Origin of the sequence: Ketogulonicigenium robustum (assembly GCF_002117445.1) — a bacterium.
GTDB classification, from domain to species: Bacteria; Pseudomonadota; Alphaproteobacteria; order Rhodobacterales; family Rhodobacteraceae; genus Ketogulonicigenium; species Ketogulonicigenium robustum.
Genome location: NZ_CP019937.1, coordinates 1,920,504 through 1,940,521 on the forward strand (window position 1 = coordinate 1,920,504; position 20,018 = coordinate 1,940,521).

21 protein-coding genes are annotated in these 20,018 nt (G+C 64.5%); 11 read left to right on the top strand and 10 right to left on the bottom strand.

Annotation, left to right across the window (positions count from 1 at the left end):
- Window positions 1–111 precede the first annotated feature (111 nt).
- The 8 genes from BVG79_RS09550 (at window position 112) to BVG79_RS09585 (ending at window position 8,237) form a co-directional block, all read left to right on the top strand.
- A complete protein-coding gene (locus BVG79_RS09550) occupies window positions 112–990 on the top strand; it encodes a ThuA domain-containing protein (protein WP_085786691.1) in 879 nt (292 codons plus the stop codon).
- A 60-nt stretch (window positions 991–1,050) separates the two neighbouring features.
- Window positions 1,051–1,827, top strand: a complete 777-nt coding sequence (locus tag BVG79_RS09555) for a substrate-binding periplasmic protein (RefSeq protein WP_085786692.1) — start codon at window positions 1,051–1,053, stop codon at window positions 1,825–1,827.
- Between the two features lie 30 nt (window positions 1,828–1,857).
- Window positions 1,858–3,567, top strand: a complete 1,710-nt coding sequence (locus BVG79_RS09560; protein WP_085786693.1) for a pyrroloquinoline quinone-dependent dehydrogenase — start codon at window positions 1,858–1,860, stop codon at window positions 3,565–3,567.
- A gap of 136 nt (window positions 3,568–3,703) precedes the next feature.
- Window positions 3,704–4,870, top strand: a complete 1,167-nt coding sequence (locus BVG79_RS09565; protein WP_085786694.1) for an ABC transporter substrate-binding protein — start codon at window positions 3,704–3,706, stop codon at window positions 4,868–4,870.
- Between the two features lie 64 nt (window positions 4,871–4,934).
- Entirely contained in the window at window positions 4,935–5,798 is an 864-nt protein-coding gene (locus BVG79_RS09570) for a branched-chain amino acid ABC transporter permease (RefSeq protein ID WP_085786695.1), read from the top strand.
- Complete coding sequence (locus BVG79_RS09575) at window positions 5,795–6,787, top strand: branched-chain amino acid ABC transporter permease (RefSeq protein ID WP_085786696.1); 993 nt, start codon at window positions 5,795–5,797, stop codon at window positions 6,785–6,787. The genes BVG79_RS09570 and BVG79_RS09575 overlap by 4 nt, the downstream gene beginning before the upstream one ends.
- A complete protein-coding gene (locus tag BVG79_RS09580; protein ID WP_085786697.1) occupies window positions 6,784–7,530 on the top strand; it encodes an ABC transporter ATP-binding protein in 747 nt (248 codons plus the stop codon). Before BVG79_RS09575 ends, BVG79_RS09580 begins: the two co-directional genes overlap by 4 nt.
- Window positions 7,527–8,237 (top strand): ABC transporter ATP-binding protein, encoded by a 711-nt coding sequence (locus BVG79_RS09585; RefSeq protein WP_085786698.1) that lies wholly within the window; start codon window positions 7,527–7,529, stop codon window positions 8,235–8,237. The genes BVG79_RS09580 and BVG79_RS09585 overlap by 4 nt, the downstream gene beginning before the upstream one ends.
- 9 nt (window positions 8,238–8,246) lie before the next feature.
- On the opposite strand, the gene pobA is transcribed toward BVG79_RS09585, so the two are convergent.
- Window positions 8,247–9,401, bottom strand: a complete 1,155-nt coding sequence (gene pobA, locus BVG79_RS09590; protein ID WP_085786699.1) for a 4-hydroxybenzoate 3-monooxygenase — start codon at window positions 9,399–9,401, stop codon at window positions 8,247–8,249.
- Between the two features lie 88 nt (window positions 9,402–9,489).
- On the opposite strand from pobA, the gene BVG79_RS09595 reads away from it, so the two are divergent.
- Entirely contained in the window at window positions 9,490–10,347 is an 858-nt protein-coding gene (locus BVG79_RS09595; RefSeq protein ID WP_085787348.1) for a helix-turn-helix domain-containing protein, read from the top strand.
- Here the strand turns inward: BVG79_RS09595 and pcaQ are convergent.
- The 9 genes from pcaQ to BVG79_RS09640 all read right to left on the bottom strand — a co-directional run bounded on the left by pcaQ (window position 10,307) and on the right by BVG79_RS09640 (window position 17,841).
- Entirely contained in the window at window positions 10,307–11,230 is a 924-nt protein-coding gene (pcaQ, locus tag BVG79_RS09600) for a pca operon transcription factor PcaQ (RefSeq protein WP_085786700.1), read from the bottom strand. The genes BVG79_RS09595 and pcaQ overlap by 41 nt on opposite strands.
- Window positions 11,231–12,556 carry a lyase family protein gene (locus BVG79_RS09605; protein ID WP_085786701.1) on the bottom strand — a complete coding sequence of 442 codons (1,326 nt, stop codon included), beginning with the start codon at window positions 12,554–12,556 and terminating at the stop codon, window positions 11,231–11,233.
- Window positions 12,557–12,574: 18 nt separating this feature from the next.
- A complete protein-coding gene (pcaG, locus tag BVG79_RS09610) occupies window positions 12,575–13,186 on the bottom strand; it encodes a protocatechuate 3,4-dioxygenase subunit alpha (RefSeq protein ID WP_085786702.1) in 612 nt (203 codons plus the stop codon).
- Window positions 13,186–13,923: a protocatechuate 3,4-dioxygenase subunit beta gene (gene pcaH, locus BVG79_RS09615; protein ID WP_085786703.1), complete on the bottom strand. Its 738-nt coding sequence runs from the start codon at window positions 13,921–13,923 to the stop codon at window positions 13,186–13,188. The genes pcaG and pcaH overlap by 1 nt, the downstream gene beginning before the upstream one ends.
- 33 nt (window positions 13,924–13,956) lie before the next feature.
- On the bottom strand, window positions 13,957–14,358 hold the full coding sequence (gene pcaC, locus BVG79_RS09620; RefSeq protein WP_085786704.1) for a 4-carboxymuconolactone decarboxylase: 402 nt from the start codon (window positions 14,356–14,358) through the stop codon (window positions 13,957–13,959).
- Window positions 14,355–15,149, bottom strand: a complete 795-nt coding sequence (pcaD, locus tag BVG79_RS09625; RefSeq protein ID WP_335617548.1) for a 3-oxoadipate enol-lactonase — start codon at window positions 15,147–15,149, stop codon at window positions 14,355–14,357. Before pcaD ends, pcaC begins: the two co-directional genes overlap by 4 nt.
- A gap of 91 nt (window positions 15,150–15,240) precedes the next feature.
- A complete protein-coding gene (pcaF, locus tag BVG79_RS09630; protein WP_085786705.1) occupies window positions 15,241–16,437 on the bottom strand; it encodes a 3-oxoadipyl-CoA thiolase in 1,197 nt (398 codons plus the stop codon).
- 3 nt (window positions 16,438–16,440) lie between these two features.
- Window positions 16,441–17,109 carry a 3-oxoacid CoA-transferase subunit B gene (locus tag BVG79_RS09635; protein ID WP_085786706.1) on the bottom strand — a complete coding sequence of 223 codons (669 nt, stop codon included), beginning with the start codon at window positions 17,107–17,109 and terminating at the stop codon, window positions 16,441–16,443.
- Window positions 17,110–17,841, bottom strand: a complete 732-nt coding sequence (locus BVG79_RS09640) for a 3-oxoacid CoA-transferase subunit A (protein ID WP_085786707.1) — start codon at window positions 17,839–17,841, stop codon at window positions 17,110–17,112.
- A 108-nt stretch (window positions 17,842–17,949) separates the two neighbouring features.
- On the opposite strand from BVG79_RS09640, the gene BVG79_RS09645 reads away from it, so the two are divergent.
- Window positions 17,950–18,708, top strand: a complete 759-nt coding sequence (locus tag BVG79_RS09645) for an IclR family transcriptional regulator domain-containing protein (RefSeq protein WP_085786708.1) — start codon at window positions 17,950–17,952, stop codon at window positions 18,706–18,708.
- A 69-nt stretch (window positions 18,709–18,777) separates the two neighbouring features.
- On the top strand, window positions 18,778–20,010 hold the full coding sequence (locus tag BVG79_RS09650) for an Hsp70 family protein (RefSeq protein WP_085786709.1): 1,233 nt from the start codon (window positions 18,778–18,780) through the stop codon (window positions 20,008–20,010).
- Window positions 20,011–20,018 lie beyond the last annotated feature (8 nt).

A 20,018-nucleotide genomic window follows, 5' to 3' on the forward strand; every position in this document is an offset into this window, starting at 1 on the left:
CTCGCAGTTATACAAGGCAGGCAAAATGTCATTATCCCGCGCGCCGAATGCGCCCTAGGCTTTGCCCGCACGCCGCCCTTGGGGAGAAGGGCGGCGGCGAGGGAGGACGACATGACATTGAAAAGCCTTTCGAAACTGGCGATTGCCGGAACAATGGCGCTTGGCTGCACGCTTGTCGGGCAGGCCGCAAACGCACAGAACGGCGCTGTGTGCCAAGGCCTCGACCCCGCCTGCTACAATGACTGGGGCGGGCGCGATCCGGCGACAAACGGGTATAGCGTGCTGATCTACAGCCGCGTGGCCGAGGGCAGCAACCCGCACGCCAACACGCCCTACGGCATCGCCCGACTGACCGACCTGCTGGAGAGCGCCGACATCAAAGTCACCGCCACCAGCGAGGTGACCGACGTGCAGGGCGCGCGCCAACTGCGGGCCTATGACGCGGTGATCTTCTTCAATACCCAACGCGATGTTCTGGACAGCGCGGCGATGATGGCGCTGCGCATCTATATGGAAAGCGGCGGCGGGTTTGTCGGGATCCACAACGCATTCGGCACGATGTACAACTGGGAATGGTATCGCGGCCTGTTGGGCAATACCCAGCTGTTCGACCACGGGCCAAACCAGCCGGGCACCGTGAACGTGATTACCGCAGGCGATGCCTCGACGCGCGACCTGCAGCCTAGCTTCACCGTGACGGACGAGTTCTACAACATCTGGCCCGACCCGCAGATGGGCGGCAATATCCGTGTTCTGCTGGCGTCCGACGATTCCACCCGCGAACGCGGCACACAAGGCTACAACGGCCACCCCGGCACCTACGAAGGCCTGCACCCCGTCAGCTGGTGCCACTATTACGACGGTGGCCGCGCCTTCCTGACAGTCCTTGGCCATACCGAGGAAATCTTCGACGACGCCAACTTCCGCGCGCATATCTTGGGCGGGGTCGAAAGCGCAATGGGCCGCCAGCCCTTCTGTCAGGGCGAATGACCACCCTGCGGCGCACCCCCCGTGGGCGCGCCGCAGCCTTTATCGGGGCCAAGCACGACCATGATCCGAACATGCGCCATAAGCCTTGCGGCTATTGCGATCGCGGGCGCCTGCGCAGCGCAGCAGCCCTATGTGGCACCTGAATTCTACGACGCGCGCCGCCCCGACCATGGGCAGCGCCTGCCCTTGTGCGTCTTGCCCGGCAGCGCCACCGCTGAAACCGACCGCCAAACCGCCACCCTTTTGGCCGAAGCCCTGCTGTTGCAGCCAGACATCGTAACCATGCAGATCAACACCGACGCGCTAGACAGCGACGGCATCTGGCCAGACCTGTTCGTCTATCTGATTGAAAAATGCGTCGGCATGATGGGGGCCGAGCTGATCGCCGGCGTGCCCTACCCCGATTGGCTGACCATCACGCAGCCCTATTATACCGCGCCTTTCGTGCTGGTAACGCGCGACCCCGCCATCAAGCAACTGGACGACCTACCCGCAGGCGCGATGGTGGGCAGCCCCGTCTACACCCCGATCGATACCGAACTGGCGCAGATGATCGCGGCGGGCACCTTTGGCACGCTGCGCCGCCAGCCCTATGACGACATTTCCCAAGTCACCCGTTTCTTGGGCGAGGGCACGATGACCGCCGCGGTCGTCTGGTCGCCCTACCTGCCCGAATTGCACCTGCCCGACCTGCACACCAGCGCCAATCTGGCACCGCTGCACCTGACCAGCCGCACCCTTGGCATCGTGCTGCGCCGCCAAGATGGCGCGCTGCGCGACATGATCGACCAAGCCCTCACCGCCTTGCAAGACGACGGGTCTCTGCCCCGCCCCTAGCCGGCCCCATTTGTAACCAGAGAGGACCTCATGAAACAGCATCTCAGCCGCATCGCCGCCCTCGGCCTGGGCGTATCCAGCCTGATCGCGCTGCCCGCATGGGCCGAAATCGCCAACTACACCCCCATCACCGAGGAAACCCTGCGCGCCCCCGCCGATGGCGACTGGCTGCAATGGCGCAATACCGACAATGGCTGGGGCTATTCCCCGCTGGCGCAAATCACCCCTGAAAACGCCAGCCAGCTGCAACTGGCGTGGGGCTGGGCGATGGAGCCTGGCCAACAAGAAACCGCCCCGCTGATCTATAACGGCGTCATGTTTCTGGCGAACCCCGGCGGCGTCGTGCAAGCGCTGAATGCCGCAACGGGCGATCTGCTGTGGGAATTCCGCCGCGAATTCCCCGATACCGTCCGTCCCGGCGCCATCACGCGCGGCCTCGCGGCCTTTGGTGACAACATCTATTACGCGGCCCCCGATGCCAGCATAATCGCGCTGGATGCCCGTACCGGCCAAGTCGCGTGGGAAACCCGCGTTGCGCGCCCCGAGGATGGTGCCTATTTCACCGCCGCCCCGATTGTAGCCGAAGGGGTCGTCGTGGCGGGCTATCAAGGCTGCTGGCGGTTCCGCGAGGAAAAATGCGCTGTCGTCGGCCTTGATGCCGCAACCGGCGAAGAAAAATGGCGCGTCGTCACCATCGAGGATGAGGCCGAAGGCGATACGTGGGGCGGTACCCCCTATCTGATGCGCGCGGGCGGCGATATCTGGACATCGGGCACCTACGACGCTGAACATGGGCTGGTGCTAATCGGGATCTCGCAGGCGAAACCGTGGGCGCGCGCCAGCCGCGGGCACGATGGCGCGACGCTTTATACCGATTCGGTGCTGGCGATCGACCCCACCAGCGGCAATGTCGAATGGTACCGCCAGTACATTCCCGGCGACAGCAACGACAACGACGAAGCCTTCGAACACATGATGATCGATTTCGATGGCGAGCAGCGTTACGTGAACATGGGCAAGCTGGGCGTGTTGTGGCAAGGCAGCCTTGAAGATGGCACCCCGATTGCCGCCTATGATCTGGGCTGGCAGAACCAGATCGACATCGCCGACGGCGCTTTCGTCGATTACCGTCCCGGTATGGTGGCCGAGGTGAACACCCCGATTGCCATGTGTCCCAGCCTCGCTGGCCTGCGGAGCTGGCGTGCCATGGCCTTCAGCCCCGAAACGCGGGCGGTCTACATTCCCATCAGCATGACCTGCGACGCGGGTATGATCTACCGCGAGGTCGAGATGGTTCCGGGCGGTGGCGGCAACGGCCAAGCTGGCAGCACCCGCATCATGCGCCCCGAAAGCCCCGACAACATGGGCCGCTTTGTCGCAATGAATGTCGATACAGGCGAAATCATGTGGCAGCACATCATGCGCTCGCCCGCCAACACCTCGACGCTGACGACGGCGGGCGGTGTGGTCTTTGGCGGCGACTGGGACCGCAACCTGTTCGCGTTTGATGAAAAGACCGGCGATGTCTTGTGGCAAACGCGCCTTCCCCAAGCAGCCCAAGGCTATCTTGCCGCGTACGAGGTGGACGGACGCCAGTATATCGCGGTGCCGGTCGGCGTGGGCGGCGCGTCGTGGTCGACCAGCATGCCGATCACGCTGCTGCCGGAACTGCGGCGCCCCTCGGGCGGGAATGCAATGCTGGTCTTTGCACTTCCCGAAACGGTCGCATCGGTGCAGTAAAACTGTACCTATAGCCCGGGGGTTATATAACCCCCGGGTAAATTCATTTTGTGCGCCCCCGGTTGACTGCCATACTCAACCCGTGACCCATAGGTCATGGCGGAGGAGAGAGGCCGCCTTCAGGGAGGAAAAACCAATGAAGTACCTATTGCAGGTAACGGCAGCTGTTGCGCTATGCGCGGGCGTCGCCCATGCCGATGTGATCAAGGTCGGCGTCGTCGGCCCGTTTTCGGGAGGGGCCGCGCTGCAAGGGCGCAATTTTCAGGCGGGGATCGAGGCCTATTTCGCGCTGCACGGCAAAACCGTCGGCGAGCACGAGATCGAGGTGATCTACCGCGACCTGCCCGCTGCCGACCCCGGCCAATCCGCCGCCCTTACGCAAGAACTGATCGTCGGCGAGGGTGTGCAGTATCTTGCGGGCTACTATTACACCCCCGATGCCATGGCCGCCGCCCCGATTCTGGAGGAAGCCAATGTGCCGATGGTCATCTTCAACGCGGCGACATCGGCCATTGTGAATGCCAGCCCGCTGGTGGTGCGCACATCGTTCACCACGTTCCAAACATCCACCCCGATGGCCACCGTCGCGCGCGAGCGGGGCATTTCCAAGGCGATCACGGTGGTCAGCGACTACGGCCCCGGCATTGACGCCGAAACTGCATTCGTGCGCGCCTTTGGTGCAGCGGGCGGCGAGACTGTGCAGTCGGTGCGCATGCCCATGACCACCGTCGATTTCAGCCCCATCATGCAGCGGATCAAAGATTCGGGCGCCGAGGCTGTCTTCGCCTTCCTTCCCGCCGGCCCGCAAACGCTGGGCTTTATGACGGCTTTCGTTGAAAACGGCCTGAAAGATGCGGGTGTCCAACTGCTGGCCCCGGGCGATCTGACGCAGGAATCCGACCTGCCGGTGCTGGGCCCGAATGCGGCGGGCATGCTGACAACGTTCCATTACGCCGTCAGCCACAACTCGCCCGAAAACATCGCCTTTATCGAGGCAGCCAGCAACTGGCTAGGCAACCCCGACGAGCTGAGCTTCCCCGCTGTCGGCGCCTATGACGGCATGACCGTCATCGCCCGCATGATTGAGGCGACCGATGGTCGCCAAGACGCCGCCGCCGCTGTCGAGGCCGTGAAAGGCATGGAGTGGATCAGCCCGCGCGGGCCGGTGTCGATCAACCCCGAAAACCGCCACCTGACGCAGAACATCTATCTGCGCGAAGTGGCCGAGGTCGAGGGCAAGTGGATCAACCACGAACTGCAGGTCTTCGAAAACCAAGGCGATCCGGGCTGGGTTGCCCCCTAACTTCACCGGTTGGCCAACCCTCGGGTTGGCCAAGCCCGCCCCCAGCTAGCCCGAGTACACCTGCATGCAGACGATTCTTTCCATCGGCGTAGATGCCTTTGCCTATGGCATGGTGCTTTTCGTCATCTCGATTGGCCTATCAGTCACGATGGGGCTGATGAAATTCGCCAACCTTGCCCACGGCGCCTTTGCTATGATCGGCGGCTATGTCGCATCTTATGCCACGCAGGCCCTTGGCTGGCACTTCGGCTTTGCGCTGCTGGCCGCAGTCGCCGCCTGTATGGTGCTGGCCGTGCCGCTCGAGCGGTTTCTTTACCGCCGTTTTTATGGCGCATCCGAACTGCGGCAAGTGCTGATGACCATCGGCCTGACCTTTATGATCATCGGCATCGCCAACTGGCTGATGGGGCCAACGCTGAAAACCATCGCCCTGCCCCCCGCGCTGCAAGGGCCGGTCGACATCGGGTTCCGATCCGTCCCCGCGCACAAGATTTTCGCCGCCGTCGTCGGTCTGCTGGTCGCCATCGGCCTTTGGCTGCTGATCGAACGCACGTTTTTTGGCGTCAAACTGCGCGCCGCCGTCGATGATGCCCCCATGGCCGAGGCCTTGGGCATCCGTACCAAGATCGTCTACGCCATCAGCTTTTCCATCGCCATCGGGCTTGCCGCACTGGGCGGCGTGGTCGGCGCGCAGCTACTGCCGATCGAGCCGCAATACGCGCTGCACCACATGGTGACCTTCCTTGTCGTCGTCTCGGTCGGCGGGGCGGGGTCGATTGGCGGGGCGCTGGCCGCGTGCCTGATCCTCGGCACCGTCAAAACCACGGGCAGCTATCTGATGCCGGAATTCGGCAATTTCTTCTTTTACCTCGCGGTGATCGCCATTGTCGCGGTCTTCCCGAACGGATTGATGGGACGCGCGAAATGAGCCAACCCCGCACCCTACCCCTGCTGAAGCGCGGCTTTCTGGGCGACATCATCAGCCTTGCGGTGATGATCGCCATTGCCGTCATCTGCTTTCACTTCATGCCGTCGAACCTGTCGTTCTTCACGCGCATCATCGCGATCATGCTGCTGGTGCTGGCGATTGATCTGGTCACCGGCTTTACCGGCATCGCGACGCTGGGCCACGCCGCACTTTATGGTGCTGGGGCCTATGCCGCCGGGATTGCCGCCGCCAAATTCGGCATCAACGACCCGATCCTGATGCTGCTGATCGGTGTGGTCGCGGGCGCAATTATGGGGCTGATCAGCAGCCTTGTCATCTTGCGCGGCCACGGCCTCAGCCAGTTGGTTCTGTCGATTGCTGTCGTGCAATTGGCCCGCGAGGCTGCCAATAAATTCTCGGGCTGGACGGGCGGGTCGGACGGGCTGTCCGGCATTTCCCCCGCCCCGCTATTCGGCACATGGCGGTTCGACCTATGGGGTCGCACGTCCTATTGGCTGGCGGTCGTGCTGCTGCTGGTCACGTTCTTCCTGCTGCGCCAACTGGTGCGCTCGCCCTTTGGCAAGCTGTGCCAAGCCATCCGCCAAGACCCCGTCCGCGTGCGGGCCATGGGCGCGCCGGTCTACCTGACGCAGGTGAAAATGTACGCCATATCCGGCGCCGTCGCGGGTCTTGGCGGGGCGCTGTCTGCGGTTGCGACCAAGGTCGTCGGGCTGGACAGCCTGTCCTTCGAACTCTCGGCCGAGGCTGTCGTCATGCTGGTGCTGGGCGGCACGGCCAACCTGTTCGGCGCGATGATCGGGTCGGGCGTGTTCATGTGGTTCGAACACACCATGGCCACGATCAACCCCTATCACTGGCTGACCATTGTCGGGGCATTGCTGGTGGTCGTCGTGCTGTTCGCCCCGCGCGGGCTGACCGGCATGGCCGAGACGCTTTACAACCGCCTGATCGGGGGCCTGCGCAAATGAGCATCCTTGAAGTTCGCAACCTGTCCAAGCGCTTCGGCGGGCTGAATGTGACGAATGATATCTCGCTAGTGCTGAACCCGGGCGACCGCGTGGCGCTGATCGGGCCGAACGGCGCGGGCAAGACCACCTTCGTCAACCTTGTCACCGGCCACCTGAAGGCCGACGCAGGCCAAGTGCTGATCGCGGGGCAAGACCTGTCCACCGCAAGCCCCACCGCCCGCGTTCACGCGGGGCTGGTGCGCAGCTTTCAGGTGACGCGCCTGTTCCCCGACATGAGCCCCGAGGAACACGTCGCCCTTGCCATCTTGCAGCGTCTGAACCGTGCCGAGCGGATATTCGGCGATTACCGTGCGATGCCTGATGTTATGGATGAAGCCTATAGCATCTTGGATCTTTTGAACCTGACCCCCTTGGCGCGCACCCGCGTCAGCGACATCGCCTATGGCCAGCAGCGCCTGCTGGAAATCGCCCTTGCCATGGCCCTGCGCCCCAAGGTGCTGCTGCTGGATGAACCCGCCGCAGGCGTGCCGTCATCCGACACCGTGCTGATCGAAAAGGCGCTGGATCAACTGCCGCCCGATCTGGCGGTGCTGATGATCGAACATGACATGGACTTCGTCTTCCGTTTCGCCCGCCGCGTGGTGGTGCTGGCCGCAGGCACGCTGATTTTCGACGGCACGCCGCAGCAAGTCGCCGCCGACCCGCACGTGCGCGAAGCCTATCTGGGGAGCTACGCCGAATGACCGCCGCCAGCCTGACCATCAGCGGTTTGACCGCAGGCTACAGCCAAACCCGCATCCTGGAAGACATAGACCTGTCGGTGCCTGCGGGCGGGCGCACGGCGGTGCTGGGGCGCAACGGCATGGGCAAGACCACGCTGTTTGCCAGCATTGCAGGCCAAACCCGCCGCCACGGCGGCACCATCCGGCTGGACAATACCGAGCTGACGGCACTGGATGGCGCGGCGCGGGCCCGCGCGGGCCTAGGGTACGTGCCCCAAAACCGCGCGATTTTCCGGTCGCTGACGGTCGAGGAAAACCTGCTGTCCGGCCTGAAAGACCGCCCCCGCAGCGCGATCGAGGAAGCCTATACCCTGTTCCCCCGCTTGGCCGAGCGGCGCCAGAACATGGGCGGCCAGCTATCGGGGGGTGAGCAGCAAATGCTGACCACCGCCCGCACCATCTTGGGCCAACCGCGCCTGTTGATGCTGGACGAACCGCTTGAAGGCCTTGCCCCTGTCATCTGCGACGCGTTGATGGAGGCCTTTACCCAACTGGCCGCCAGCGGGACAATGACCATCCTGCTGGTCGAACAGCGCCTGAAAGCCGCCTTCGATTTCGCCGATACAATCGTGATTTTGGAACGCGGCCGTGTGGCGTGGCAGGGCACATCCGCAGCCCTGCAAGCCGACACGGCCACAATCGACCGCCTGCTGGGTGTGGGGCATTAGCCCCACACTTCAAAACGCGCCGGTGTAGTTTTCGGCCAAACTGGCCTGCGCCAGACGCGAACCTGCCAGATAGTCAAATTCCGCCCGCTGGATGCGACGCCCGAAATCGCCGGTTTCGGGAAATACATGCAGCAGATTGGTCATCCACCAGCTGAACCGCTCTGCCTTCCAAATGCGGGCCAGAACGGTGGAGGAATAGGCGTCGATACCCGCATCTGATGCCTCAACGACAGCCTCGATCAGCGCGTCGGCCAGCACGGCGACATCGCTCATGGCCAGATTGAGGCCCTTGGCCCCCGTCGGCGGCACGATATGCGCGGCGTCGCCCGCCAAGAACAGCCGCCCAAAACGCAGCGGCTCGGCCACGAAACTGCGCAGCGGGGCAATGGATTTTTCGATCGACGCGCCGGTGCGCACCGCCTGCGCGACCTCGGGACTAAGACGGGCGCGCAGCTCGTCCCAAAAGCGGTCATCCGACCAATCGGCAACCTTTTCATCCGCGCCGACCTGCACGTAATATCGGCTGCGCGTGCTGGAGCGCTGCGAACACAGCGCAAAACCGCGCGCATGGTGGGCATAGACCAACTCGGGCGCGGCGGGCGGCTGATCGACCAAAACTCCTAACCAGCCAAAGGGATACACCCTCTCGAACGTCTTGATCGCATCTTGCGGCACACTGGCGCGGCAGACGCCGTGAAAACCATCGCACCCCGCGATATAGTCGCAGTCGATCCGGTGCGTCTGGCCGTCTTTGCGATAGGTGACCCACGGCTTGCCGTCGAAATCGTGGATGGCTACATCCTCGGCCCCGTAAACGGTCAACCCCTCGCGGGCGGCCATCAGGTCACGGGTGACTTCGGTCTGACCATAGACCATAACCTGCTGCCCGATCAGGGCCTGAAAATCCACGCGCAGCGCATCGCCGTCAAATTCCAACCGGCAGCCCGCGTGGGCGTGCCCCTCGGCGTCCATCCGCGCGCCGACGCCCGCGCGCCGCAGCAGATCGACAGTGCCCTGTTCCAGCACGCCCGCGCGAATGCGGCCCAGCACATAGTCGGCGCTGCGCTGTTCCAAAATAACAGCATCGACGCCCGCCCGTTCCAGCAGCCGCCCCAGCATCAGCCCCGCAGGCCCCGCCCCGATAATCACAACCTGATGTCGCATATTTCCCCCTCGTCCTCGGGGGGGATATTGGCAACTTTGGCGGCAGATCAGAATGGACGGATGGCGCAAAATATTGGACTATCCGCACATGCAGCAGATTCCCTCATATGCCCTCTATGGCGAGGCCGCGACCGATTTTGCGGGCGAGTGGCTGCATTGCGAAACCATACCCGCCCGATCGCGGCTGCATGGCTATACCATCCGACCGCACCGGCACGGACACCTGTTTCAGGTGCTGACGCTGACGGCGGGCAGCGCCGAAGTCACGCTGGACGGCACTGACATCACCCTGCACGCGCCCGCCGCGGCGGTGCTGCCCGCGCTTTGCGTGCATGGCTACCGGTTCAGCCGCGATGTGGATGGCCATGTCATCAGCCTGCTGGACGGGGTTCTGCACCAGCAGGGCTTACCGCAGCCGCGCGCCTTCACCTGCGCCGGCCCACAGGCCACGCCCATCATTGCGGCGGTGACTGACTTGCGCGCCAGAATGGCAGGCCCGCACGACCCGTTGCATGATCTGTCCCTGCGCGCGCAAACCAGTTTGCTGCTGGTGACGCTGGCCCGCGCAGCGGCCAGCGATTTCGCCCCCCCGCGCCCCGCGCACAACAAGGCCGCTGCCTTTCGCCATCTGGTGGAGCAGAATTTCCGCCACGACCGAGCCGTCGGCAGCTATGCGGCGCAACTGGGCATCAGCCAGACCCATCTGGGCCGGATCAGCCGGCAACATCTGGGCGCAGCCCCGCTGCAGATCATCGAACAGCGCATTCTGCTAGAGGCGCGCCGCAATCTGGTGTTCACCCACCGCAGCATCAAGCAAATCGCGGATGATCTGGGCTATGACGACGCGGCCTATTTCACCCGCGTGCTGACGCGCCTGCTGGGTATGGCGCCCAGCGCCTACCGGTCTATCGCAGCGGCTGCGACACGTCGCGCACCACCTGCATAAACACCTGCGCCTCGAATCCGGCAGGGGTGTCGGTGCGGGTGGTGAAGCCCACGGGGCCCATCGTGTCGATCATATTGGCCCCCAGCAGCGCCAGCTGGCCATCGTCGATGTCGCGTTTGACGACCCCTTCGGAAATCAACCAGATCGCATCGCTGCTGCGCACATAAGCCCGCCCGAAAGCATTCGAGATCGTCTCGATCTCGTCGCGCGGCTCGGTAATGCCCTGCGCCATCAACATCTGGTCGACATGCTGACGGATCAGCGATTCCGGCGTCGGCAACATCAGCTGATAGGGCTCGATCATGGCAATTTCGAACTGCGGCACCGACAGCAGCGGGTGCCCCAGCCGGACGGCCATCACGACCTGCTCGAAATAAAGATGCTCGAACGAGAGGCCGAGCATCGTCTCGGGCTTGGCCATGCGGCCGATCATCAGGTCGGCATCGCCAGTCTGCAGCAGGCCCAGCAAATAATCGTTCGGGCCGGTCAAAATGCGCACGCGAAGCTCGGGGTGCAAGGCGCCCAGCCGTCGAACCGCCTCGGGCAAAATGCGAGCGGATACCGTCGGCAGCGCCCCGATGCGCAAAATCTGGCGCTGCACTTTGCCATGGGCCGCCTCGACCCCCTGCCGCAGCGCGGTCAGGCTGGTGGCACAGTAGCCGAAAAACACTTCGCCATAGGGGGTTAGGGTCAGGCGGCGGCGCGTGCGGTCGAACAGCGGGTTCGCCAGCACGTCCTCCAACTCTTTGATTGTTTTGGATACAGCAGGCTGGCTGATGTTCAGCGAGTCCGCAGCGCCGCCCACCGAGCGAAGCCGCGCCACCTCCCAAAAGCAGGTCAGGTGGCGCAGTTTGATGCGCGGATCTAGGGCGCGGGGGGCCATCTAGGCGCCTGCGGCAACCGCCGCCGCAAAGGCGCGGGCCTCGGCTGGGGCCTCGCCCAGACCGGCATGTTCAACATCACCCAGCGCCAATTCGGGGAAGGCAGCGGCGACCAGCGCGCCCAAACTCTGCCCTCTCGCCATCGCCTCGGCGCACAGGTCTTTGACGCGGGCCTGCGCGGCGGGGCGGGGCATGTGGCGGGCAAGGGCAAAGCTGTAGGCCTCGGCATGGATCAGCCCGCCACCAGCATCCATATTGCGCGCCATCGCCGCCTGATCGGGCGTCAGCCCTGCAACCACATCCCGCGCGAGGGTCAGCGCGCGGCCCGTGCACAGCACGATCTGCGGCAGGGTCAGCCATTCTGTGAACCACGCCGCCCCGTCGCGCTGCTGGCGATGCACGGCAGCCCCCTGAAACGCCGCATTCAGCGCCGTCACCTGATGCGACAGCGCGACAATCACCGACGGGCCAACCGGATTTTGCTTTTGCGGCATGGTCGAGCTACCACCCGCCCCCGCCAGCCGCACTTCGCCGATGCCCGATTGCACCATCAGCATCACGTCCTCGGCCATCTTGCCAAGGCTGGCGGTCAGCGCGGCCATCGCGGCCATCAGCGCGGCCAAACTGTCACGCTCGGGGTGCCAGCTGTGGCCGGGATCGCGCAAACGCAAGCGTTCGGCCAGCGTGGCACGCACGGCGGGGCCCTGCCCCTCTAGCGCCGAAAGGGTTCCCGCCGCGCCACCAAGCGAGACGCAGGCCACATCCCCCCCCGCCTGCTGCACACGGGCGCGGTGGCGTTGCAGCGGCCGCCCCCATTGCGCCACCACAGCGCCAAAGCTGGTAGGCGTCGCGAACTGGCCATAGGTGCGCGCGGCCAGCGGCAGGTCGGCATGTGCCCCTGCCATTGCCCCAAGGCTTTCGACCAACGCGCCCAGCCGCGTATCCAGCACGCCCAGCACGCGGCGCAGCCGCAGCGCCAGCGCGGTGTCGACGATATCCTGCGACGTCGTGCCCCAGTGCAGATACTGCGCATATTCGGGCGCTTGCATCGCCTTGCGAAACGCGTTGATCAAAGCGGGCACGGGCACGCCGTTTACCGCGGTTTCGGCAGCCAGACCCGCCGGGTCGATCTGAACCTCGCGCGCGGACCTCGCTATAAACTCGGCCGCCTCGGGCGGGATGATGCCCAGCGCGCCTTGCGCAGCGGCAAGTTCCCCTTCCACCAACAGCATTGCGCGCACCTCGGCACTGTCGGTGAACAGCGCCGCCAGTTGATCGTCGCCGAACAACCCGCGGAACATCGCGCTATCTGCAATCGAGGCTGGCATCAGGAAAACCTTTCTTTTTCACATGTCGAAGAAGACGGTTTCATCCTCGCCTTGCAAGCGAAAGTCGATATGGTACCGGCCGTCATCTTGCTTTTTGGCCAGCAGCGTTTGCACGCGCGGGCGATGTTCGATGCGCAGCAAAACGGGGCAGGCCTCGTTCGCATCAGGCTCGTCATCGAAATAGATGCGCGTCTGCAAGCCCACGTTGATACCGCGCGCCACCAGCCAAACGGCAATGTGCGGGGCCATCAAACGCCCGTCGGGGAACGGCACGCGGCCGGGCTTGATCGTGTCCAACTGCCACACGCCGGTGTCGAAATCAGCCGCGACGCGCGCCCAGCCTGTCACATTCGGGTCGGCTGGCCCGCGCGGATCGTTGCCGGGGTAAATGCCCGCCGCATCCGCCTGCCAGCTTTCAAACAGCGCATCGCGCAAGATCATCCCCGCACCGTCGATCACGCGGCCCGTAATGGTGATCAACTGCCCCTTGGCCCCCGCCTTGATCGGGCTGGCGCCCAGATCCTCGGGGTAAATACCGGGGTTGCCCAATTTGTTCGGCGTCAGCCCGATGTGAACATAGGGGCCAGCCGTCTGCGACGGCGTTTCTTTCAGATAATCAAGGCGCTGCATCACAGACCCTCCTTGCGGTTTTCAAAGAACGACTGGCGCCGCCCGCGCAGAACGATGTCGAATTTATAGGCCAGACAATCCATCGGAATCGCGCGATTCATGTCCAGCGGCGCGACCAGAACGTCGATGGCCTTCTGCTGGCCGATGGTCTGCACGATGGGGCAGCGCGCGATCAGCGGATCGCCCTCGAAATAGTTTTGCGTGATCAATCGCTGCCCGAAACCCGACCCAAAGACCGAAAGGTGGATGTGCATCGGTCGCCAGTCGTTCACGCGGTTCGGCCACGGATAGGCCCCGGGGCGGACGGTCAGAAACTCGTAACTGCCGCTTTCGGACGTCAGCGTGCGACCGCACCCGCCGAAGTTAGGGTCAAGCGGGGCCAGATAGCCGTCTTTCTTGTGGCGATATCGGCCGCCCGCGTTGGCCTGCCAGATCTCGACCAGAACCCCCGGCACGCCGCGCCCGTTTTCGTCCAAAACGCGCCCGTGCAGGATGATCCGCTCGCCAATGGCGGGCTGACCGGTAAAGTTCATGATCAGGTTATTATCCAGCTCGCCGATCATCGACTGCCCGAACGCGGGGCCGGTTTCCTCGCTAAGGGTCGACCCCAGCGAGACCAGCGGCCGGAACGGCGCGCGGGTCATCGATGTTTTATACCCCGGCGTATACGCCGCAGGGTGCCAGTCGCGGTCACGCAAATACAGCGGGCCTGTGTCTACCGGACGGTTGCTTGTCATGGCGCTGTCTCCTCCCAAAGATGGCTGCCGCCGTTAATCTGTCGCAGCTTCCTGCGATATGTCGATGCCCAATTCGGCGAAAACATCTTTCGCCAGTTTAAAGGCGTGGTTCGCACGCGGCACGCCAGCGTAAACGGCCACATGCAGCAATGCTTCGCGCACATCCGACGGGGTCGCGCCGGTGTTGATCGTGGCGCGCAGGTGCAGGGCCAGTTCTTCGTAATTGCCCAAGCCCGCCAGCAGCGCGATGGTCATCATCGACCGCTCGCGCGCGGGGATGGTGTCGCGCGACCAGACATTGCCCCAGGCCGCTTCGGTGATCAGCGTCTGGAAGGGTGTGTCGAACGGGGTGGAATGCGCCTGCGCACGGTCTACGTGGCGGTCACCCAAGATACGGCGGCGGGTCGCGGTGCCCTGCGCGTAGCGATCTGTCATGGTCGAACCTCGGCCAAAAACGCGTTGAGTATATCGGCAAAGGCCGCAGGGGCCTCGACCGGCGGAATATGCCCGACGCCGGGCATCACGGTATAAGTGGCCCCGTCGATCAAGGCGGCAGTTGCCGCAACGATGTCGGGGGGGGCCGCGCCGTCCAGTTGTCCCGCGATCACTGCGGTCGGCACGGCTATAGCGCCCGCGCGGGCGGTCAGGTCGGCGGCGGCCAAGGCATGACATGCCGCCACATAGCCCGCGCGCGGAGTGCGCACCAACATATTGCGCCAAATGGATAATTCGGGCGTTGCGCGAAATGCGGGGGCGAACCACCGCTCCATCACGGCATCGGCGATGCTTTCGATGCCGTCAGCCTCGACCGCCGCGATACGCGTGTTCCAGCTATCGGCAGTGCCCATCTGCACGGCGCTGTTGGCCACCACCAGCCCGCGCACCAAATCGGGGCGACTGGCGGCCAGCTGTTGGCCGATCATGCCGCCAATCGACAGCCCGACAAAGACGACGGGCCCGCTGCACACAGCCTCGATCAGGGCCGCTGCATCATCGGCCAGCGCCGCAATCGACACGCTGGCGGGGTCACGGGGCAGATCCGATAGACCGTGACCGGGCTTGTCGAAACGCACCACCCGCACCCCTTGCAGACGCGGCAAAACCGCGTCCCACAGGTGCAAGTCGGTTCCCAGCGAATTGGCAAAAACCACTGTAGGGCCATCGGATGGGCCATCCACACGGATGTGCATCGCCCCCCATGGCCGCGCCAGAACCTGCATCGTCATCCCTCCCCTTTGCAGTATGATTTTGCATGCGGGGCGGGAATTGAAAAATGGTAATAGCGCGGCCAGTCATAACTATAGGGTTATGATTTAGTCAGACCTTTTCGATGGCGATGGCAATGCCTTGACCGACGCCGATGCACATGGCCGCCAATGCGCGCTGACCGCTGCTGGCCAGTTGCAAGGCCGCCGTGCCGGTGATGCGTGCGCCCGACATGCCCAGCGGGTGGCCCAGCGCAATCGCGCCGCCGTTGGGGTTCACGCGCGGGTCGTCATCCGCCACGCCCAAATCGCGCAGGCTGGCCAACCCTTGCGAGGCAAACGCCTCGTTCAGCTCGATCACATCGAAATCGCCGATGCCCAATCCCAACCGCGCCATCAGCTTTTTCGACGCGGGCGCCGGGCCAAAGCCCATGATACGCGGCGCAACGCCAGCCGTGGCCCCGCCCAGCACGCGCACAATCGGGGTCAGGCCGTATTTTGCGGCGGCCTCGGCACTGGCCAAAATCAGCGCCGCCGCCCCGTCATTCACGCCCGAGGCATTGCCCGCCGTCACCGACCCGCCCGCGAACAGCGGACGCAAGCCCGCCAGCGCCTCGGCCGAGGTTTCGCGCGGGTGTTCGTCGCGGCTGACCACTTTCGGGTCACCCTTGCGCTGCGGGATGGTTACGGGCGTGATTTCCTGCGCCAAACGGCCACTGGCCTGCGCGGCTGCGGCGTTTTGCTGGCTGCGCAGCGCCATCGCATCCTGATCCGCGCGCGAGATGCCAAAGTCATCCGCCACATTCTGCCCCGTCTGCGGCATCGAATCGACGCCATACAGCTTTTCCATCGCGGGGTTCACGAAACGCCAACCAATGGTGGTGTCGTGAATTTCGGCGGCGCGTGAAAAGGCTGTCTCGGCTTTGGGCATCACGAAAGGCGCGCGCGACATGCTTTCCACGCCGCCCGCAATCATCAGCTCGGCCTCGCCAGACGCAATGGCGCGCGCGGCGGTGATGACGGCATCCATCCCCGACCCGCATAGGCGGTTCATGGTGGTGCCCGGCACGCTGTCGGGCAGGCCCGCCAGCAGCAGCGACATGCGGGCAACGTTGCGGTTATCCTCGCCCGCCTGATTGGCGCAGCCAAAGATCACATCGTCCACAGCCGCCCAATCGACGCTGGTGTTCCGCTCCATCAGCGCGCGCAGCGGCACCGCGCCAAGGTCATCGGGGCGCACCATCGCCAGCGCGCCGCCAAAGCGGCCAATGGGGGTGCGGATATAATCGCAAATGTAAACGTCACGCATGGCTTATACCTCGGGAACAACCAGATCGATCACATCACCCACCACGTGCAGGGTCGCACCGGTGACGGATTGCAGATCATCAAACGACAGACCGGCCAGCTTTTCGCGCAGGACAAAGCGGCCCCCTTCCACATCAACCACCGCCAGCGAGGTATAGACCCGCGTGACGCAGCCAACACCCGTCAGCGGCAACGTGCAGCTTTGCAGCAGCTTCGGGCGGCCATCTTTGGTAACGTGGTCGGTAATCACCGCGACGCGCTTGGCCCCGTGCACCAGATCCATCGCGCCCCCGACCGCCGGAACCCCCTTGGGGCCGGTCGACCAGTTGGCCAGATCGCCGTTCTCGGCGACCTCGTAGGCGCCCAAAATCGCCACATCCAAATGCCCACCGCGCACCATGGCAAAGCTGTCGGCATGATGGAAGAACGAGGCCCCCGCATTCAGCGTCACCGCCCGCTTGCCCGCGTTGATCAGGTCCCAGTCCTCGGTGCCCGGCGCGGGGCTTTCGCCAAAGTTCAGGATGCCGTTTTCGGTGTGGAAAATCGCCTGGCGCCCCGGCGGTTGGAACTGCGCGACCTTTTCAGGGAACCCGATCCCAAGGTTCACATAAGCGCCGTCGGCAATGTCTTGCGCCGCGCGCCACGCGATCTGGTTGTTTGTCAGCTTTTGCATTTATGCCTCCAGCGGATAGGCGGCACCCGCCCGATTCAGGTCTTCTTCTTGGGCGGGGTGCGGCACCTCGACCACGCGCTGCACAAAGATGCCGGGGGTCACGACGGCCTCGGGGTCGATCGTGCCGGCGGGCACCACTTGGCGGGCCTGCACAATGGCGACGCGCGCGGCCATGCACATCACCGGCCCGAAGTTGCGGGCCGCCGCGCGGTAGGTCAGGTTGCCCTGCGGGTCGGCCAGCTCGGCCTTAACCAGCGCATAGTCAGCCTTCAGCCAACGTTCCTGCACATATTCGCGGCCATCAAACATGGCGGTCGGCTTGCCTTTGGCCAAATCAGTGCCAAAGCTGGTGGGGGTGTAGAAGGCGGGAATGCCCGCGCCGCCCGCACGGATCCGCTCGGCCAGCGTGCCTTGGGGCACCAGTTCCAGCGCGATCTCACCGGCCAGATATTTCGTCGTGAACACCACCGGATCGGCCGACCGCGGGAACGAGCAGATCAGCTTTGCGACCATGCCGGCCTCGATCAGCGCTGCAAGGCCGACGTGCCCGTTGCCGGCGTTGTTGTTCACCACCGTCAAATCCTTGGGCGCGCCGGTGGCGTGGAACCGGTCGATCAGCGCGTGGATCAACTCAATCGGGGCACCTGCGCCGCCGAATCCCCCGATCATCACCACCGATCCGCTTTCAATTTCGGCGACGGCTGTTGCCAGATTTGGCACCTGCTTGTCCATGACGTCCTCCTGCGCACGTGTCGGCACTGGATAAATCCGCTGCGCCCTTTCCGGCAAAGGGTTTGTGCGCTATGCTGCTTTTGTTCACTATGCGCACAAAGGCAAACCATGATCCCCGACCGCGACACGATGGGCGGCCTTGCCAAGGGCCTGATGGTGATCGAAGCCTTTGGCGCCGACACGCCCCGCCTGTCCATAACCGAGGCCGCCGCCCGCACGGGGCTGGATCGCGCCACCGCGCGGCGCTGCCTGCTGACGCTGGTGCAGCACGGCTATGCCGACCACGACGGCAAATTCTTCACCCTGACCCCGCGCGTTTTGCGGCTGGGCGTATCCTGCCTTGCCGCGATGCCGCTGCCGCAAATCGTGCAGCCCTATCTGGATAAGCTGACCGACATCATCGGCGAAAGCTCGTCCGTGTCGATTTTGGACGGGGCCGAGATTGTCTATGTCGCCCGCGCCTCGCAGCGCAAAGTCATGTCCATCGCGCTGATGCCGGGGTCGCGGCTGCCCGCGCATTGCACCTCGATGGGGCGGGTGATGCTGGCCGCCTTGCCCGCAGACCAAGCCGCCGCGCGCCTTGGCGCGGCTTCCCTGCCCGCGCGCACGCCGCACACGCGGACCAACCCCGCCGCCGTGCTGGCACTGCTGGGCCCCATCCGCGCCCAAGGCTACGCCGTGATCGAACAAGAGGTTGAAATCGGCCTACGCTCTATCGCTGTGCCGCTGCAAAACGCCCACGGGCGCACGGTTGCGGCTGTCAACATCGGCACCGCCACCACGCGCACCCCCGCGCAAGACCTGACCGATCGCCTGCTGCCCGCACTTCTCTACGTGCAACGCGAATTGCGCGGGCTGCTGAAGTAACCTGCCCTTGCAGTCGGGCGCGGCATTCTTTACGCCTGCCCCCTCATTGTGATTGCGTCAGGTGCCGCCATGTCCAACAGCCCCGTCCTTGCCGTCGACTTCGGCACATCGAATACCGCTGCGGCCGTATATGCGGGTGGCGCGGTGCGGCGCATTCCGCTGGAACAGGGCGATGACACGCTGCCCACCGCCGTCTTTTTCCCCGCGAACGGCGCGGCCATGCAGATCGGCCACGCCGCCACCCGCGCGCTGATCGATGGGGCCGAGGGGCGTTTTATGCGGGCGCTGAAATCGATCTTGGGCACTGCGCTGTTTCACGAATCGCGGCTGATCGGGGGCAAGCGCCGCACCTTGGCCGATATCGTCACCGCCTTCCTGACCCGCCTGAAGACCGAAGCCGAAGGACGCACCGGCCTGACCTTTACCGCCGTCTTGTCGGGCCGCCCCGTCCATTTCCATTCGAACGACCCCGTCCGCGACGTGCAGGCCGAGGCCGACCTGCGGGCCTGTTATGCCGCCGCCGGTTTCACCCAAATCGACTTTTTGAACGAACCAGAAGCCGCCGCCCATGCTGCATCCGATGCGCAGGGCGTGGGGCTGATCGTCGACATCGGTGGGGGCACGTCGGACTTTACGGTGTTCCGCCGCACTGGTGCGCAAATCGAAACGCTGGCCAGCCACGGCATCCGGCTGGGCGGGACGGATTTTGACCAAGCCATCTCGCTGGCGCATGTGATGCCGCTGCTGGGCCTCGGCGGCACGCTGAAACGTGACTTTGGGCCGGGGCTGTTGCCGGTGCCGAACGCTATCTACGTCGATCTGGCGACATGGGCCAAGATCCCGTTCCTTTACACCCCCGAGACGCGCCGCGCGGTCGCAGACCTGCAAAAGCACGCGACCGACCGCACCGCCCTGTCCCACCTCGCCACCGTGATCGAGGACGAGCTGGGCCATTCCACCGCTTTCGCCGTCGAGCGCGGCAAGATTGCCGCAAACAGCGGGCAGGACACCCGCATCCCGCTGGGTTTTATTGCCAAGGGCCTTGCGGCCCCCATCACCCCCGCCAGCCTGACGGCTGCGCTGACCGACTTCCGCACCCGCTTGCTGACCGCGATCACCGAAACGCTGGCCATCGCCAGCACCCCACCCGAGGCGATTGAAAACATCGTTTTCGTCGGCGGGTCGAGCTTGATGGAAATGGTGACGACCACCGCTGCCGCCGCCTGCCCGCAGGCCAAACACCTGCAGGCCGAGGCGTTCACCGCCGTCGTCGACGGGCTGGCGATTGCCACCCGTCCCTGACCCCAGCC